Annotated in this window: 18 protein-coding genes and 1 pseudogene; 8 read left to right on the plus strand and 11 right to left on the minus strand. The window is 63.7% G+C overall.

Features of this window, described 5'->3' with window-relative positions; genetic code table 11:
* Both J8I87_RS23210 and J8I87_RS23215 read right to left on the minus strand, forming a co-directional pair.
* Positions 1-1,860, minus strand: a complete 1,860-nt coding sequence (locus tag J8I87_RS23210) for an Hsp70 family protein (protein WP_209934283.1) — start codon at positions 1,858-1,860, stop codon at positions 1-3.
* Positions 1,857-2,438 carry a DUF2760 domain-containing protein gene (locus tag J8I87_RS23215; protein ID WP_209934284.1) on the minus strand — a complete coding sequence of 194 codons (582 nt, stop codon included), beginning with the start codon at positions 2,436-2,438 and terminating at the stop codon, positions 1,857-1,859. The genes J8I87_RS23210 and J8I87_RS23215 overlap by 4 nt, the downstream gene beginning before the upstream one ends.
* 403 nt (positions 2,439-2,841) lie before the next feature.
* On the opposite strand from J8I87_RS23215, the gene J8I87_RS23220 reads away from it, so the two are divergent.
* Entirely contained in the window at positions 2,842-3,231 is a 390-nt protein-coding gene (locus J8I87_RS23220; RefSeq protein WP_209934285.1) for a DUF3597 domain-containing protein, read from the plus strand.
* Between the two features lie 78 nt (positions 3,232-3,309).
* Positions 3,310-4,083 (plus strand): annotated as a pseudogene (gene xth, locus J8I87_RS23225) (exodeoxyribonuclease III); the annotation flags it as partial.
* Here the strand turns inward: xth and J8I87_RS46360 are convergent.
* Positions 4,043-4,414, minus strand: a complete 372-nt coding sequence (locus J8I87_RS46360) for a pentapeptide repeat-containing protein (protein WP_409518789.1) — start codon at positions 4,412-4,414, stop codon at positions 4,043-4,045. The pseudogene xth and the gene J8I87_RS46360 sit on opposite strands and share 41 nt — an antisense overlap.
* Positions 4,415-4,518: 104 nt before the next feature.
* Positions 4,519-5,460, minus strand: coding sequence for an LLM class oxidoreductase (locus tag J8I87_RS23230; protein ID WP_209934288.1), 942 nt, complete (start codon positions 5,458-5,460; stop codon positions 4,519-4,521).
* 307 nt (positions 5,461-5,767) lie between these two features.
* Between J8I87_RS23230 and J8I87_RS23235 the strand changes: the two genes are divergently transcribed.
* Positions 5,768-6,046 (plus strand): hypothetical protein, encoded by a 279-nt coding sequence (locus J8I87_RS23235; RefSeq protein WP_209934289.1) that lies wholly within the window; start codon positions 5,768-5,770, stop codon positions 6,044-6,046.
* Positions 6,047-6,106: 60 nt separating this feature from the next.
* Positions 6,107-6,418 carry a superinfection immunity protein gene (locus J8I87_RS23240; protein ID WP_209934290.1) on the plus strand — a complete coding sequence of 104 codons (312 nt, stop codon included), beginning with the start codon at positions 6,107-6,109 and terminating at the stop codon, positions 6,416-6,418.
* Positions 6,419-6,557: 139 nt separating this feature from the next.
* Here J8I87_RS23240 and J8I87_RS23245 read toward each other — a convergent pair whose 3' ends face one another.
* Positions 6,558-7,031, minus strand: a complete 474-nt coding sequence (locus tag J8I87_RS23245) for an NUDIX hydrolase (protein ID WP_313065554.1) — start codon at positions 7,029-7,031, stop codon at positions 6,558-6,560.
* 469 nt (positions 7,032-7,500) lie between these two features.
* Between J8I87_RS23245 and J8I87_RS23250 the strand changes: the two genes are divergently transcribed.
* Positions 7,501-8,967: an alkaline phosphatase family protein gene (locus J8I87_RS23250; RefSeq protein WP_209934291.1), complete on the plus strand. Its 1,467-nt coding sequence runs from the start codon at positions 7,501-7,503 to the stop codon at positions 8,965-8,967.
* Positions 8,968-9,065: 98 nt separating this feature from the next.
* Here the strand turns inward: J8I87_RS23250 and J8I87_RS23255 are convergent, their stop codons facing one another.
* Genes J8I87_RS23255 through J8I87_RS23265 form a run of 3 tightly spaced genes read right to left on the minus strand, consistent with a single transcriptional unit; the run spans position 9,066 to position 11,941 of the window.
* The gene (locus J8I87_RS23255; RefSeq protein ID WP_209934292.1) at positions 9,066-10,319 is read right to left on the minus strand and encodes a DUF3734 domain-containing protein; all 1,254 of its coding nucleotides are present in this window, start codon (positions 10,317-10,319) and stop codon (positions 9,066-9,068) included.
* 9 nt (positions 10,320-10,328) lie between these two features.
* A complete protein-coding gene (locus tag J8I87_RS23260; RefSeq protein WP_209934293.1) occupies positions 10,329-11,111 on the minus strand; it encodes a 3-hydroxybutyrate dehydrogenase in 783 nt (260 codons plus the stop codon).
* Positions 11,112-11,131: 20 nt separating this feature from the next.
* A complete protein-coding gene (locus tag J8I87_RS23265; protein WP_209934295.1) occupies positions 11,132-11,941 on the minus strand; it encodes an acetoacetate decarboxylase in 810 nt (269 codons plus the stop codon).
* A 568-nt stretch (positions 11,942-12,509) separates the two neighbouring features.
* Between J8I87_RS23265 and J8I87_RS45715 the strand changes: the two genes are divergently transcribed.
* Entirely contained in the window at positions 12,510-12,638 is a 129-nt protein-coding gene (locus tag J8I87_RS45715; RefSeq protein WP_280923091.1) for a hypothetical protein, read from the plus strand.
* Positions 12,639-12,752: 114 nt separating this feature from the next.
* Here the strand turns inward: J8I87_RS45715 and J8I87_RS23270 are convergent, their stop codons facing one another.
* The 3 genes from J8I87_RS23270 to J8I87_RS23280 all read right to left on the minus strand — a co-directional run bounded on the left by J8I87_RS23270 (position 12,753) and on the right by J8I87_RS23280 (position 14,914).
* Complete coding sequence (locus J8I87_RS23270; protein ID WP_209934297.1) at positions 12,753-13,391, minus strand: LysE family translocator; 639 nt, start codon at positions 13,389-13,391, stop codon at positions 12,753-12,755.
* Between the two features lie 154 nt (positions 13,392-13,545).
* Positions 13,546-13,902, minus strand: a complete 357-nt coding sequence (locus J8I87_RS23275) for an HPF/RaiA family ribosome-associated protein (protein ID WP_209934298.1) — start codon at positions 13,900-13,902, stop codon at positions 13,546-13,548.
* A 127-nt stretch (positions 13,903-14,029) separates the two neighbouring features.
* On the minus strand, positions 14,030-14,914 hold the full coding sequence (locus tag J8I87_RS23280; RefSeq protein ID WP_209934299.1) for a LysR family transcriptional regulator: 885 nt from the start codon (positions 14,912-14,914) through the stop codon (positions 14,030-14,032).
* 183 nt (positions 14,915-15,097) lie between these two features.
* Between J8I87_RS23280 and J8I87_RS23285 the strand changes: the two genes are divergently transcribed.
* Entirely contained in the window at positions 15,098-15,913 is an 816-nt protein-coding gene (locus J8I87_RS23285; RefSeq protein WP_209934300.1) for a TerC family protein, read from the plus strand.
* Between the two features lie 83 nt (positions 15,914-15,996).
* A complete protein-coding gene (locus tag J8I87_RS23290) occupies positions 15,997-16,314 on the plus strand; it encodes a zf-TFIIB domain-containing protein (RefSeq protein WP_209934302.1) in 318 nt (105 codons plus the stop codon).
* The last annotated feature ends 96 nt before the right edge of the window (positions 16,315-16,410 follow it).

Below are 16,410 nucleotides of genomic sequence, written 5' to 3' on the forward strand. Positions count from 1 at the left end.
TCAGCCCTGCGCGCCGCCGCGTACGTCGAACTCGACTTTCCAACGCTCGTCGGTGCCGCGCGGGATTGCTTCGAGTTCGAGCGTGCCCGCTTCCGTCACGCGCGCATGCAGCTTGACGGGCACGACTTCGCCGACCGTGCGGCCATCGGCGGGCAGCGTCGCCTCGATCTCTTCGAGCTCCTGCAATTCATCGGGCGACCAGTAGTCGAGCATCGTGCCGACCTGATCAAGCCGCCGCACCGACGATCCGAAGAAGCGGAAGCGCACCGGCTCGCCGACGACGAGACCGAACTCCTGTTCAGGCAGCGGCGCGTCGGTGCCTTCTTCCATGCCGAAGGGCGCGACGCAGAGCGCGGAGACGGGCGGCTCCATGCCGGGCACGGCGGGCATCGCCGATTCGATTGCGACGTAGTACGAACGCGCCGTGCCGCCGCGAATCCGCACGCCACGGCCGCGCTTCACGTAGCCGTAGTAAGCCGCGCCGCGCGCGACGGCGAGATCGAGGTCCGCGCCTTCGAGCAGGCGCGCGGGCGCGCTGCCGTCGGCCGCGAGCCAGCCGTTGAGCGTCGTCATGATGCGCTCGACGAGCAGCGGCGACTTGAACACGCCGCCGTTGAACAGCACGGCCGTCGGATGCAGGAACGTCGCGCTCGCGTCGAGCGGCAACTGGCCGTTGGTCTGCGCACCTTGCAGCTCCGCGAGGGCCGCGACCTGGCGGCCGAGAAACGCCGCCAGATGGCGCGTGATGCCCGCGTCCTGCGCGTACGGCAGGCCGAGTTGCGTGAGACCTGCGCGCGTGCGGCTCAGCGGGCGCGCCGACGCGTCGACTTGCGGGAAGAAGCCTTCGAGGATCGTCTGCGTGAGTTCGTCGCGCGTGAGCTCGGTGCGGATCGAGCCGCCGATCAGCTTCGAGCCGCGGCTCGGCACGACGAGCGGCACGGTATCCGTCGACGGATCGGAGAGCAGCGTTTCCTTCGCGCCACGGCACGCGTAGGTGAGGGCGCGCAACTGCCACGGATCGGCCTGCGTGCCTTGCGACGCGAGCTTGCGCGCGACCATGTGCGCGAGCGCGAGGTCCATGTTGTCGCCGCCGAGCAGGATGTGTTCGCCGACGGCGACGCGATGCAGTTCCAGGTTGCCGTCGCGTTCGATCACGGCGATCAGCGACAGGTCGGTCGTGCCGCCGCCGACATCGACGACGAGAATGATGTCGCCGAGCTTGACCTGCTTGCGCCACGCGCCGTCGCTCTTCTGGATCCAGCTATACAGCGCGGCCTGCGGCTCTTCGAGCAGCGTCATCTGCGCGTAGCCCGCTGCGTTCGCGGCCTCCGCCGTCAGTTCGCGCGCGGCGGGATCGAACGAAGCGGGGATCGTCACGGTGACTTCCTGCTGGTCGAACGGCGCGTCGGGATGCGCGTGGTTCCACGCTTCGCGCAGATGCATCAGGTAGCGCACCGAGCTTTCGAGGGGCGACACGCGCGCGACTTCCGGCGGTGCGTCGCTCGGCAGAATCGCCGCGCGGCGGTCGACGCCCGGGTGGCACAGCCAGCTTTTCGCGCTCGACACGAGACGGATGGGTGTGCCTGCGCCGCGGCTGCGCGCCATCTCGCCGACGGCGAAATCGCGTTCGCCCGTCCACGGCAGCGCGAGATCGCCGGGCGTCAGTTCGCTCGCATGCGGCAGATAAAGAAACGACGGCAGCAGATCGAGGTCTTCGAGCGCGCCGGGGGCCGTCAGTTGCGTGATCGGCATGACCTGCTGCACCGTCTTCTCGCCGTCGCTGGCGGACAGATCGACATACGACAGCGCGCAGTGCGTCGTGCCCAGATCGATACCAATGGAATAGCGCGGATCGCTCATAGTTCCACCTCGGCGGGGGCGAGCACGGTGGCATCGTGGCTTTGCGTGAGCTTCGGCAGGCGCACGTCGGCGGCGCGCCAGCCACGATGGCTGATGCTCCCCGTAAACGGCGCCTTGCCGACGACGTTGCCCGTCAGACGAATGGCCGTCGCGTCGAAGCCTTCATTGATCGTCACGCGGCTGCCTTCGGCTTCGTCGCGCACCGGGCGGATCGTGAAATGCTCGCGCAGCGTCGCGCGGCAGCCGTCGTGCACGAGGCGCGCGGCCGCGCCGATGTCGGCGTCCGAGTATTTCGCGATGTCTTCCTCGACGAAATCGATGAAGCGCGCGTCGCGTTGCAACAGGCCCAGCAGCTGGAGCGCGGCGTCAGGCGTGGCTTCCTTGATGACGGGCGCGGGGGCCGGGGCGGGCGCAGGGGCGGGCGCAGGTGTGGGCGTCGCGACGGGCGCGGCTGCCGGCGCTGCGCCGCTGCGCAGCCGCATCACACTCGCGGCGAAGTCGCCATCGCCCAAAATGCTGAAAAACGTGCCGAAGGCAAGCGAAAGCCTGCCCAGCAACGAAACGTTCGGTTCGGTCATGAAAGATCGCTCCTGATTCTCGGGATACTGCCGCGGCGTGCGGTTCACGCAGCCGCGTGGGTTCGGGGGCGGTCGGAGGCGGCCATCGGATGGGCGGCCGCCGCGTCATGCTCACGCCAAAACCCGTATTTTGCCTTGTTGTGAGCCGTCGACGGCTCGGAGACTGATTTCTGCGTAAGAATGGCGGCCGGATTTTACGTCCTCAAGTAAGAATGAGCGGCATCGTCCTGTCATTTTTTGCGGCCAGGATAGCGGTTCGCCCCGCGCCGGGCGACGCATCCAGCCGGGCGCCAGACGTATCGCCTGCGCGGCCCATCGTCGTGGAACGCCGTGCGGCGATTCTCCCGCGCCGCCGCGGCCACTGCCGCGTGATCGCCTTCAACCGATTCACTGGAGGAAAGCCATGAGCATCTTCGGCACGATTCTCAGCAAGATCTTCCCATCGAACCATCCGGCCGCGCAGGCCGCCGCGCCGGCTCCCGACGCCGCGCCCGCCGCCGATCCGGGCTCGGCACCCGCCGCCGCGCCCGCCGAGCCCGTCGATGTCGAAGCCATCCTCACCGCACTCGCCGATCAGAACGCCGAGAAGCTGAACTGGCGCACGTCGATCGTCGATCTGATGAAGCTGCTCGGGCTGGACAGCAGTCTTGCCGCGCGCAAACAGCTCGCGCAAGAGTTGAAGTACAGCGGCGACACCAGCGATTCGGCGTCGATGAACATCTGGCTGCACAAGCAGGTGATGGTCAAGCTCGCCGAAAACGGCGGCAAGGTGCCGGACGACCTGAAGAACTGAGCCGGGCTGGTTCGCACGGGCGGCCAGCGCGCGGCCACGCGCGGCCGTGGGTATGGCACTTGCGACGCCGCGGTGATCATGAAGCTCGCCACGTTCAATATCAACGGCATTCGCTCGCGACTGCCAGCACTGCTCGAATGGCTGGAGCGGGAATCACCCGATATCGCGTGCCTTCAGGAGTTGAAGGCGCCCGACTCGGGCTTCCCCGAAGCCGAAATCAACCGGGCCGGCTACGGCGCGATCTGGCATGGGCAGATGTCGTGGAACGGCGTCGCGATTCTCGCAAAGAACAGCCAGCCCGTCGAAACCCGCCGCGGACTGCCCGGCGATCCCGACGACACGCATAGCCGTTATCTCGAAGCGGCTGTCGAGGGGATACTGGTTGGCTGCCTGTATCTGCCGAATGGCAATCCGCAGCCGGGCCCGAAGTTCGACTACAAGCTCGCGTGGTTCGAGCGGCTAATCATCTACGCGAAGAAGCTGCTCGACAGCGGCCATCCCGTCGTGCTGGCGGGCGACTACAACGTCGTGCCGACGGATTTCGATATCTACAATCCGCGCTCGTGGCTCAAGGATGCGCTGCTGCAGCCGGAAAGCCGCGAATGCTACGCGCGGCTGCTCGAACAAGGCTGGACCGACGCGTTGCGCGCGCGCTTTCCCGATCAACAGGTCTTTACGTTCTGGGATTACTTCCGGCAGCACTGGGAGAGGAACTCGGGATTGCGCATCGATCATCTGCTGTTGAGCAAACAGGTGGCGGGGAAGATGCGCGATGCGGGCATCGACCGATGGGTGAGGGGTGTGCCGCACGCTAGCGATCATGCACCGGCGTGGGTCGAGCTCGATATCGGCGGGCGCGCGGCTCATGGGAAAGACGCGGCGCATCGGGAGGCACCGGCGGGTCGGGACGTGTTGAAGAAAAGTGCAGGGAAGCAGAGTGCAGGGAAGCAGAGTGCAGGGAAGCAGAGCGCAGCGAAGCAGAGTACAGGGAAGCAGAGCGCAGGGAAGCAGAGCGCAGCGAAGCAGAGTACAGGGAAGCAGAGTGCAGGGAAGCAGAGTGCAGGGAAGGAAAGTGCAGCGAACCGGACTGCAGAAGCGCAAACCGCCGCGAGGCCCAAGGCAGTGAAACGAACTGCCGCGAAGCAAAGTGCAATGAAGAAAACTGCTGCAAAGAAAACCCCAACGCAAAAGCCGCCCGCTGCGAACCCTCGCGCTACACCATCACCCCGTGCGGCGTCTTCACTGAAAACAGCAAAATAGTTTTGCTCGTCCGCGCACGCGAGAACTTCAGGCGTGAAAACCCGGCAGAACGTCGGCAGCCAGTTCCTCCAGCACATCGCGCACGGGGCGGTCCGACGTCAGATTCAGCGTCACGTGATGCGTGCCGTTCTCGCGCATTTCGTCCAGCAGCGCATGCAGCGCGCGCCGTCCCGCGCGATATCCCAGCGACAGCGGCGCAGCGGCCTCACGTGAGTCGTCGCTCAGATCCAGCCGCATCGCGACGCCGAATGCGCGAAACGCGGGCTCCTGCAGGCGATCGACGGCTGCGCGCCACATGCTATGCCGTGCGCGCTGTGTTTCCGGTTCACGGTGGTAGGTCATCCAGCCGATCGAATGGCGCGCGATCCAGTCCACACTCTGTCCGCCGGAGCCGACGGCAAGCATCGGCACGTGCAGCGGCGGCTGCGGCAGCAGCATGAACTCGGGTGCATCTTCCGGACGGCGATCGGGGATCACGCGCGGTGCTTCGCCGAGCGCGGCCGCGACGGTCTCCCAATGCGTGCGGTACAACTCGCGCCGCTCTTGCGGATCGCGTCCGAACGCCGCGTACTCGGGCGGCCGGTCGCCCGAGCCGAGGCCCAGAATGAACCGGCCATCCGACAGCGTTTGCACGGACCCCGCACCCTTCGCGATATGCAGTGGATGACGCAGCGTCAGCACGATCGCGCCGCTCGCCAGCGCGATTTGCGTCGTGCGCGTGGCGAGTGCGCCGAGCAACACCCATGGGTCGAGATGGCCGACGGGGTCCGGATAGTCGGCGCTGTTCAACGGCACGTCGCGCACCCACAGCGCGCGAAAACCCAGCGCGTCGGCGAGCGCCGCGAATTCGAGCTGTTCGCGGAAGTCCGCGACGATCCCGCCCGCGCGTAGCAACGGCAGAGTCAGCCCGATCGACAGGCGGCCTTCGGAAAACACTCGGCGATCGATAGTGGAGTCGGCAGGGGGCATCGAGGTTTCGTCTGTCGCGGCGCGGCGGCCGTGCTGCCGACGATCGCGGCAACTGCCACGGCGACGGCGATTGGAGGAATCCGATCCTAGCATCGCCGCGCAAACGGTACGGACGAAGGGCTCATCGACCCTGATGTCTGCATGGACAAAACCGTCCGTATTCCATTGTTTGGAATTTGGGAACTGTGATTTCAATCTATGAGCATAGAAGTTTGATAGGACTCGCCTAAACTCCTCCTCAATCGACGCCGCGCCAAAACACCAGGTTGCGACGCTTTCCTGATTCAACACTTTGTGGAGTTACATCATGAAAACCCGTCTTATCGCTGCGTTGCTCGTCGCTGTGTCCGCTGCTGTTGCCGCGCCCGCATTCGCTTCGGGTTACGGCCCGGCGCCGTTCTATCGCCCGTCCGTCGGTGCGCCCGCTTCGCAACGCGGTGTCAGCGCGCAAACCTTCGCAGCCGAGCGCAACGAAGCCGTCGACGCGAACACTGCGGTGGGTGGCGTGATCGGCGCGTCGTCGCAATCGGGCAGCCGTCAGGCCGTGCAGGAAGCGCGCGACGTCAACGTGTTCAAGGGTCATTGATCGCGCCGCGCGGCGAGCGAGTCGAGTCGCCGCGCCGACGATGATCGCAGGAGATCATCCATGAAAGCATTCTTCGAAGGGCTGGTGTTGCTCGCCGCCGTGATCGCGTATTTCGTCCCGGCGATCGTCGCCGATGCGCGCGAGCGCGACGATGCATTTGCGTTGACGATCTTCAACGTGCTGTTCGGCTGGACCGTGATCGGCTGGATTGCCGCGTTCGTGTGGGCGCGGCATCGCGTGAGCGAGAAGCGCCTCGCCAACGTCGCGACGAACATGCGTCGCGCAGTGGGCCGCGTGACGATCGCGAAGATCGTTGCGCGTTCGCGCCGTGCACGCGCGGCACGTCGACAGTCGGCGATGTCGGCGTTGTAATTCGCGCGGTCGATGAAGCCGCCGGCCTGTCTCGGGCCGGCGGCTTTGTTTCAGGCGGGAACGAAAGCGCTTCCAGCCCGCGGCGTTGCACTGGGCGGACCGCAATTCATACGGATTCCGATCTAAATGGCGGCTTGCGTTACCACAAGGCCGTCGTCCATCCGCCGAGCCGCACATCCTGCAACGCGTCGCGCAGGTTCTGCACGAACGCGTCGGCGCGCTGATACCGGGTTTGCACGCGCGGATCGTAGCGGCGGTCCAACGCCAACACATCGACGATGCCGCGCGTCGAAACGCTCGTGTCGAGATCCGAGATATCCGTGACCTTGGCCCACGTGCAGCGCGTGATTTCGTTGCTGGGCACGGGTGTATCGCGCTCGTCGATGTGCGCGGCGAACACGTGATGACACGTGCGCGTGCCCGCGAACTCGAACAGATACTGCATGCCGATCGCCTGAAGCCGCGTTTCTTCCATCAGTTCGCGCATCGCGGCCGTTTCGAAAGTCTCGCCGGCATCGGGCTTGCCGCCCGGCAGCGACCAGCGCGAGTTCGTCTTTCCGACCAGCAGAATCCGCGTGCCCATCCGGCACACGATAGTCGCACGTTGCTTCACGGTGTCTCTTCCATATCGGGACGCGAAAGCAGGCGTAGCACGCCGCATGCCGCGAGATGGCGCTCTGAGTCGCCATGCGGCCGTATTGTCCGCCGATCTTCGTTTTTTGGCGTGACACCTTTGTGACAGCGCCCGCCAAACATCACCCGACGTTGTCACACGCATCGTAGAACCTTGAACACGACCCCGCGCCGCAGGGCGCGAAGGCGCATCGATCGCGGGTCGCGACGGCCGCTAGCGGACGTCGCGCTCGCAGGTATGGGTTTGCCACGCCTGAGCATGATGCCGGCCGCGGTATCCCGGCGCGCATGCGCCACCGCGCGTCGCAAGGAAGAACATCTGCTCGTCGATCCGCGCTGCGCCGCAGCGCCAGCGTCGTCGGTCGCGGGTACGTCAAGTGCTGACAAGGACTGATTCGGCCGCTTTAGTCGACGGCAATTGCGTCGACCTTACAACAGGGAGGTAAGCCATGAGCGATCATCAGTCTTCGAATGCACCCGATCCCACGCGCCGCAAGATACTGGCTGCGCTCGCGGGCACGGTCGCGTTGTCGGCGTGTGGCGGAGGGGGTGGGGGCGGGGGCTCGTCGGGCAGCACGGGGACGACGAGCGGCATCCCGCCTGATCGGGCCAGCCTGCCACGACCCGCATTGCCGAACCCGGCGACATCGGGCGTCGATCATATCGTCCTCGTCACGATGGAAAACCGTTCGTTCGATCACATGTTCGGCTGGGTGCCCAATGCGGAACACCAGCAGATCCGCCAGTTCCGCGACGCATTCGGGCAGACGCAAACGTCGTTCGCGTTGACGTCGAACGCTGCGTACGGATTCCAGGCCTGCTCGTTCTCCGACCCGAACCACCTGTATAGCGCCGGGCGCGTTCATCTCGCCAACGGCGCGATGAACGGCTTCCTGCTGACGCCCGGCACGAGTCTGTTGCGCGGCGATCTGCTTCCCATCGGCTATCTGGTCGAGGCCGATCTCGACTTCTATCGAGGCGCGGTCACGCAATACACGGTTTGCGACTACTACATGACGGGCGTTCTGTCGGCGACGTTTCCGAACCGTCTCTATCTGCATAGCGGCGAGACCGATCGTCTCGAGGACACCACGGGTACGTCGTCGCTACCGACCATCTGGGACCGGCTCGACGCGAAGAACGTCTCGTCGGCGTACTACTTCCACGACGTCCCGTTCACCGCGCTGTACGGCAACCGTTATGTTCGCCGCTCGAAGTTGTTCGCGGATTTTCTGGCAGATGCGGCGTCGGGCAATCTGCCGTCGTTCTGCATGGTCGATCCGAGCTTTGAGGGCGAAACGCAGGGCACGTCGAATGACGATCACCCGCACGCGGACGTGCGCAACGGACAGGTGCTGCTCGGCCGGATCTACGACGCGCTGCGCACGGGGCCGAAGTGGAGCACGACGCTGATGATCATCGTGTACGACGAATGGGGCGGCTTCATGGAGCATGCAGTGCCGCCCGTCAAGCCCGTCTCGACGGCGGAGCAGGGTGTCGGCAACGACGGCCGGCTCGGCTTTCGCGTGCCGTGCATGCTGCTCGGGCCGCGCGTGCGCGCGAACGTGGTGTCGCGCTATCCGTTCGATCCCAGTTCGATTCATCAACTGATTGCGTGGCGCTTCGGCCTCGATCCGCTGGGCGTGCGCGCGAGCGACCCGGGCACCGTCAACATGGCCTACGCGCTCGATTTCACCGACGCCGCGCGCACCGACGCGCCCGCGATTGCGGTGACGCAGGGCACGTTCGGCGTCGCCTGCTCGACGGCTGGGATCATTCCGGGGCTAGGCGGCGTCGATCACAGCCAGCAGATTCCAGCGACGCCGGCATCGGAACCGGCCGCCAATCCGCCGGGCGGCCGCTTTGCCGAGTTGCGCGCGAAGGCGACCGCGCTCGGTTTCCCGGCCGGCATGTAGATTCCGCGCACCTTCGGGGCCGCATGAGAATGCGGCTCTGCAACGGAGGTCGCAAAGCCGCAAAGGCGTCGGCAACGACGGCTTCAATCCGCGCGGCGCTACGCGGCTTCCTTGCGGCTCTTGCCCAACGCGGTTTCGACGGTTTCCTTGTCGGACTGAGGCACGCTGCCGACAGGGCGGTGCACGTCATGCGTGACGAAGCCCAGCTCGCGGCTCGGCACGTCGAACCATTCGCGATGCGAGAACGAATCGCGAATGTCGTCGAGGCCGCTTTGCCAGTGTTCGAGCATCGTATCCATGCTGAACTCGTAGTCCTTGTAGTGGCCTTCGTACGGCTTGTTCTTGTAAATCAGATGCACGACATTGATCGCGCTGCCATCGGCTGCCTTTTCGGCAAGACGGAATAGCGGGTCCGCTTTCAGCACCGATGTCGGCACGTGTTCGAGCAGTTCCTTGATGAAGCGCGCGTGCTTCTGCCGTTCAGCGAGCATGTTGGTGATTGCGCGCGTGCGGCTCGAGTACTGAATGTCTTTCGCGCGTTCCGAAATGTCGAGAAAGTCACCGGGCGCATTGCCGCGCGCGCTCCACAGGTCGACCTGGAAAACCAGCGTGTCCTTGTGATCCGAATCGCGCAGCACTTCCGTGAGAGGCGTGTTCGAAACGAGTCCGCCATCCCAGTAGTATTCGCCGTCGATCTCGACAGCGGGAAAGCCTGGCGGCAACGCGCCCGACGCCATGAAATGCTCCGGCGCGAGCCGCATTTTGCGGTTGTCGAAATACGTGAGATTGCCCGTGCGCACATTCACTGCGCCCACGGACACACGAATGTCGCCATCGTTGATGCGATCGAAGTCCGCGAATCGCAGCAGCGTCGCCTTCAGCACGGCCGTGTCGTAGTAACTCACGCGGCTCGGGTCCAGCTTGCCGAGCCCCGCAACGGGCAGCGGAAAGCGCGGCGCGAAAAAGCCGGGCTGACCTTCCGTCAACGCGCGGCCCGCCGCCCACATGCTCGCCCACTTGCGCGACAGGTCGTGCAGGCCGAGACCGGGCAACGTCCATGCGCTGACGCTGCCAACCCAGTCGAGCGGATGGCAGATCGCGTTCCAGAAGCCGCGCAAGGCTTCCACACGGTTTTCCGGCGCATTGCCCGCGATGATCGCCGTATTCAGTGCGCCGATCGACACGCCCGCGATCCAGTCAGGCTCGACGCCGACTTCCGCCAGCCCTTCGACGACGCCCGCCTGATAAGAGCCGAGCGCGCCGCCGCCTTGCAGCACCAGCGCGATCTCGTCGTAGCGCGGCAACACAAACGGCTCCCGCTGCGCGCTGATTTTTTTTGTGTTGCTGCGCATGCGCGCTCCTTATTTCATCGACCAGCCGTGGCTGACGATCACCGACTGTCCCGTCAGCGCCGCCGATTCGAAGCCGGCAAGGAACGCAACCGTGTTCGCGACGTCTTCCACCGTCGTGAACTCGCCGTCGACCGTTTCCTTCAGCATTACGTTCTTGACGACTTCTTCCTCGCTGATGCCAAGCGCCTTCGCCTGTTCGGGAATCTGCTTGTCGACGAGCGGCGTGCGGACAAAGCCCGGACACACGACGTTCGCGCGCACGCCGCGTGGACCGCCTTCCTTCGCGACTACGCGAGCAAGGCCGAGCAGCCCGTGCTTTGCCGTCACATAGGCCGACTTCAGCTTCGACGCTTCATGCGAGTGCACCGAGCCCATATAGACGATCGAGCCGCCGCGCTTGCTGTCGTACATATGCCTGATAGCCGCTTTGGTCGTGAGGAAGGCACCGTCGAGATGAATCGCGAGCATCTTCTTCCAGTCGGAAAATGCATACTCGTCGATGGGCGCCACGATCTGAATGCCCGCATTCGACACGAGCACATCGATGCCGCCAAGTTCCTTCACCGCGCGTTCGACGCCTGCGTTTACGGCTTCTTCATTCGTCACGTCCATTGCAACGGCGATTGCCTTGCCGCCTTCTGCCACGATGCTGGCCGCGACTTTTTGTGCGTTCTCGAGATTCAGATCCGCAATGACGACGGCGGCGCCGAGGTTCGCGAGCTTGCGCGCGCACTGTTCGCCAATTCCGCTTGCTGCACCCGTGACGAGTGCGACTTTATTTTGCAGCGACATATTATTTCCCGTTGAATGGTTTAGAGAGCGAGTTCGAGCGCGTCGTCATTCGACTTCTTCGTGGTCCGCGTTGCCGCTTGAACAGGCGCGAGATAGTCGAACGCAACTTCGCCGATGTCGAGCGTGAGATTCGCAATCACATGACGCGCGCCGACCACGCGCTTGACGGGCAGATCCGCGATGGGCGCCAGCGCATGCGGATGCAGTTCGAGCGCGGCGGGGCCGCTCCATGCGCCCAGCACGGTCACGTCGCGCAGATAAAAACGCACGAGTTCGCAAATGCGCGCCGTGCCATCGACATGCGGAATCACCTTCAGCAGATAGTTCGGCGTATCGGCGAGCTTTGCGCGCTCGGCTTCGATATCGAGCGTGCGATGCTTGTAGCCCATCGTGCCCGTTGCGATGCGCTGCGTGCCGTAGTCGAGCGTGCCGAGCAGCGTGTCGTTGCCGTCGACGCTCAGCGTCGGACGTGCGAGTTTCTTCGGAAAGCCCCAGATTTCGCGGCCGCCCGCTATCGGGCCTTCGTCGTCGAGGTACATCGAGTGCGTGTAATTCGCGAGGCGTCCATCCATGTCGCGCACGGAGATCACCTGGCCGCTTTCCGTGTAGTCGCCGAAACCCGACGAATCCGGCATGCGGATGAATTCATAATGGACCAGCGCGTTTTCCGGTTTCAGCGGCTCGGGCACAACGGCGCGCAGCGCATCGATATCCGTTTCATACGAGATGATGAAGTACTCCCGATTGAGAAAACGAAACGGCGGGCGAGGATAGGCGGGATTGTGAACGGGCATCGCGAAAGCAGACTGCCGGATTGACTTGATGTCCATGAGCTTCCTCTAAACATTCGGTGTTGTTGGAGCACGGCGAATCTTAGAACAAAAGTTTTTCTCGGATCACGTTAATTTTTCCAATACACCGTTGGCCTGCACGCAACAGTGATCGAGCCTTTCAGTTCGGTTAATTGAATCGTCAATCATTGTGAGATCCGGCATAAGCTGTTTTCGTACACGCAATAACGCTGAGCAGGGCGCGAAATAGGGCAATCATTTGAATGGGCGACCGAACTATCGTGACCGCCCGATCGTATTTTAGTTTGCGTTGCATTTAATCGGATGCGAGTTAATCGTCAGTAATCGGATGCCGCGAAGATATTGAGGCATCCGATCGGTTTTTTTGTTTACGTGGACGAGCGGCTGAGCGCATCGCGGGTGCGCGATGCCGCCTCGCGGATGGATTCATCGGTGTGCCGGCTCGCGTGGGAGTTGGAGCAGTTTCGAGCCTGTCGACGGCTTCCCGTAAGCGATGCCAAACCCCTTTTTGATTTGTTGCGGCGCGTCAGAACCGTCTTTATACTAGGGTTATCACCTAGGGTATAACCCGTATAAGGAGTTCGACATGCAACAAGCTACGACTGCCGCTGTCCCGTCCACGAGCTGGCTTTCGCGTCTGCGCGAACTCGCCATTCGCGCCCTCGATCTGCATCTCCAGCATTGCGCCGTGCTCGCCGAAGCCTATCGCCGCTGAGCATCTTGCATAGAGAAGGGGAGTGCCGCGTACTCCCCTTCGTCATTTCAGGCCTCGCAGCCGCATCGCTGAAGTGGCTACGGCAGCCCGGCGTAACCCTCGTTATCACGGCAATCAGATGCCCGCCTTTCTCGCGGCGAAAATCAGCCGCAGCCCCAGCACCGCAATGGCGCCCGCCGCAATGCGGTCGATCCACGTCTTCGCGCGCAGATAGACTTCGCGCGGGCCGCGGCTCGAAAAGCACAGCGCGACAACGGTGTACCAGCCGAACTCGACCGCGAAGACCAGCGGCGGCAGCACGAAATAGCACCAGATGGGCGGATGTTGCGGCAGCAACGCCGCAAAGATACTGCCATACCAAATGGCCGTTTTCGGGTTGCTGAGCTGCGTCGTCAGCCCGATCCAGAATGATTTCTTCGCGCTGCGGATGGGCGCCGGATTGCTGTTGTCCATCGCGATCGGGCGAGCCGCGCCGCGCCAGATCTTCGACGCGATATAGACCAGATACAAACCGCCCGCAACCTTCAGCCCGATATACAGCCATTCGACGGCCACGAGCAGCGTGTACAGCCCGGCGAGTGCAATGCCGCCGAAGAATATCCCGCCGATACCCATGCCGAGCGCGGTCGAAAGCCCGTCGCTGCGGGATAGACTGATCGAGTTTCGCGCGACGAGAACGAAACTCGGCCCGGGGATCATCGCGCCGAGCAGCAGCGCGACGAGGATGGCGAACACAGCGGCGGATGCGGACATCGATCAGTCTCCCTCGTGGCGTGGCGATGCATGAGTGTCGGAAGGATAGATGCATCGTGCAACGCCTGCAACGCACGGAACGGGACGTCCATGTGCGAACGGGCGGCGCCGCGTTCCCAGTGCCGCCCGTTGCCGCTGCGAATCACGTGACAGCCTAAACGCCATCCGGCTGAGCGGGCCACGCGCGCTCGCGCTCTCTGATACGCCGCGTCACGGCGCGAGCCTGCTGCCTGCGAACGATGGAGCGGACCGCGCGGGCGAGCGCCAGATCGAGTGCGCCACGCCAGTCTCTTGCAATCGAGGTCACGACGACGGGCGTCGAATCGGGCGTCTGCACCTGCACCTGGCAGCGTTTATCGAGTCCGCCGCGCGGCCCGTTGATGTCGGAGAGACTGACTGTCGCCGTGGAGATCAGCCAGTCCATGCGGCGAAACACGAAGCGGATGCGTTGGCGCGCGAAGCTGCGCAATCGAACGGCTTCACGGTCGCGGGACTTGAACAGGACTTGCATGAGACACCTCCTTGGTGAGTACGGCTCAAGAGTACGGTGAGGAGGCATCCGCAAAAAAGCAGAAATAGCGGAACGTCAGGTTCGGAAAAGCCGAACCAGCGCGTGGGTCGGGTCGTACGGGACCGGCTCACGCAAGCGCCGAGGCTAGCACCGTCTGTGTCAATGGATGGTGGCGCCCGCGCCGCGATACGATCGCGTGAATTTCTTCCTTCACATCCGGCGACCGGCCGAGCCAGCGCAGTCCCCGATGCATTGGATCGTTGCGCTCGGCGCCGAAGGCCGCGAGCGGAAACACGCCCATGCCGCGCGAAGCGAAAAGCGCCATCAGCGCGCTATCTTCGAACTCGCCGGCGATGCGCGGCCTGATGCCTTCAGCCTCGAACCAGCGGTCGAGCCGCGCGCGCAGCGACGAATGCCCGGTTGGCAGCAGCACGGGCAAAGAGGCCAGGCTTTGCGGGAAGTGATCGACACTGGTCTTGCGCACGATGGCGGCGGGGCCGTACCAGTCGATCGGCGACGCGATCAGACGTTCGCTCGACAGCCGCATGTTCGAGTTATGCGGCGCGGGCTGACTGGACAGCACCAGATCCAGATGATGATGCGCGAGCTCCGCGAGCAGTTGCTCCGCTTCGCCTTCGTGACAAAGCAGCCGCAACGAAGGCGTGTGGAGCACGCTGCCGAGAATCGCATGGACGGCCAGCTTCGAAATGCCGTCCGTCAAACCGACCGCGAAACGCGCGACTGTGCCGCTCGCCGCCTCGCGCACTTCGTCGTGCAGCGCACGACCGAGCTGAAAGATCTCCTCGGCGCGCGCGAAGGCTGCCTGTCCCGCTTCCGTCATGGCGACGCCTCGGCCGGACGGCTTCAGCAGTTGATGCCCCAGCGATTTTTCGAGCTCGCGCACCTGCGCGCTGATGGTCTGCACGGCCATGTCCAGTCGTTCCGCGGCGCGCGCGAACCCGCCTTCCTTCACGACGACCCAGAAATAGTGCAAGTGCCTGTAGTTGAGCATGCGCGGCCTCACTTCGAAAAAATCGAACTAATTGTCAGCTTATCACTGATTTTTTCGATCTCACCACCAGGCGATCATCCTGCTGACGGGCTTTGACCGAAGGCTATGGTCCAAGGCCGTGACCCAAGGCTGCGACCCAGTAATCAGCTGCTTTTTCAATCAACCGGACAACAACGCGCGCAAATGGATTCCCTACTGACCCTCGTCGCCGATCCCGCCGCATGGGCCGCACTTGTGACGCTTGTCGTGATGGAGGTCGTGCTCGGCATCGACAACCTGATCTTCATCTCCATTCTGAGCAACAAGCTGCCCGAAGCGCAGCGCGCAAGGACGCAGCGCATCGGCATCATGCTGGCGCTGGTGATGCGTCTCGCGTTGCTTGGCACCGTTGCGTGGATTGCGCGCTTGACGGAGCCGGTGTTCTCGCTGCTCGATCATGCGTTCTCGTGGCGCGACCTGATCCTGCTCGCAGGCGGTCTATTCCTCGTGTGGAAGGCAACGCGTGAAATGCACCATCACGTGAGCCGCGATAGCGAAGCGTCGAATGTCGCGATGGGCGTCGGCGGTCTGACGGCGACGGCAGCAATCGGTCAGATTCTGCTGCTGGACCTCGTGTTCTCCGTCGACAGCATCATTACGGCCATCGGCATGACGGATCATCTACCCATCATGTTCATTGCGGTGATCGCAGCCGTCACGGCGATGCTGTTCGCCGCGCGTCCATTGTCGAAGTTCATCGAACGCAACCCGACCATCGTGACGCTTGCGCTCAGCTTCCTGCTGGTGATCGGCATGACGCTGATCGCGGAAGGTTTTGGTTCGCACGTGCCGAAGGGTTACATCTACGCCGCGATGGCTTTCGCGGGCTTCGTCGAGGGCATGAACATGCTGGCGCGCGACAGGAAGATGAGGCGCGAGCAGAACATGAGCGGCCCGCAAGCGGGGCAAGCGATCGAGTCCGCCAAGGCGCAATCCGAAGGTTCGGTTTTGCCGAACTAAATGAATCGTTCAGTCAGTCATTTCGGGGCGGCCACGTGTGCCGCGCCATCCACCGAATCCTGAACATCAGAAGGAGCAATGCGATGAAGTGTCCCGTGTGCAAAACGCCTGATCTGCTGATGACCGAGCGGCAGAACATTGAGATCGACTATTGCCCGACCTGCCGCGGCGTGTGGCTCGATCGCGGCGAGCTCGACAAGCTGCTCAACCAGATGCAGGACGAACCGGCGGAGCCGGAGCGCCGAAGCGGCGAGCATGAACGTCAGGCACGCTACCACGACCGCGATTCCCGCCGCGAGAACGAGTGGGGGCGGCGCGACGGCGCATACGACGATCAGCGCAAGCATTACGATCCGCGCCGCAAGAAAAAGTCGCTGTTCGACATGTTCGACTTCGATTGACGGCCTCGAACCGCGACTTCGTTCAATGCGAATGCGCGGGCACCTCTGCACCGCGGCAGCCCACCAGAAAGTCGAAGTCGCAGCCCTGGTCGGCCT

The organism is Paraburkholderia sp. LEh10 (genome assembly GCF_017814945.1).
Taxonomy (GTDB): Bacteria; Pseudomonadota; Gammaproteobacteria; order Burkholderiales; family Burkholderiaceae; genus Paraburkholderia.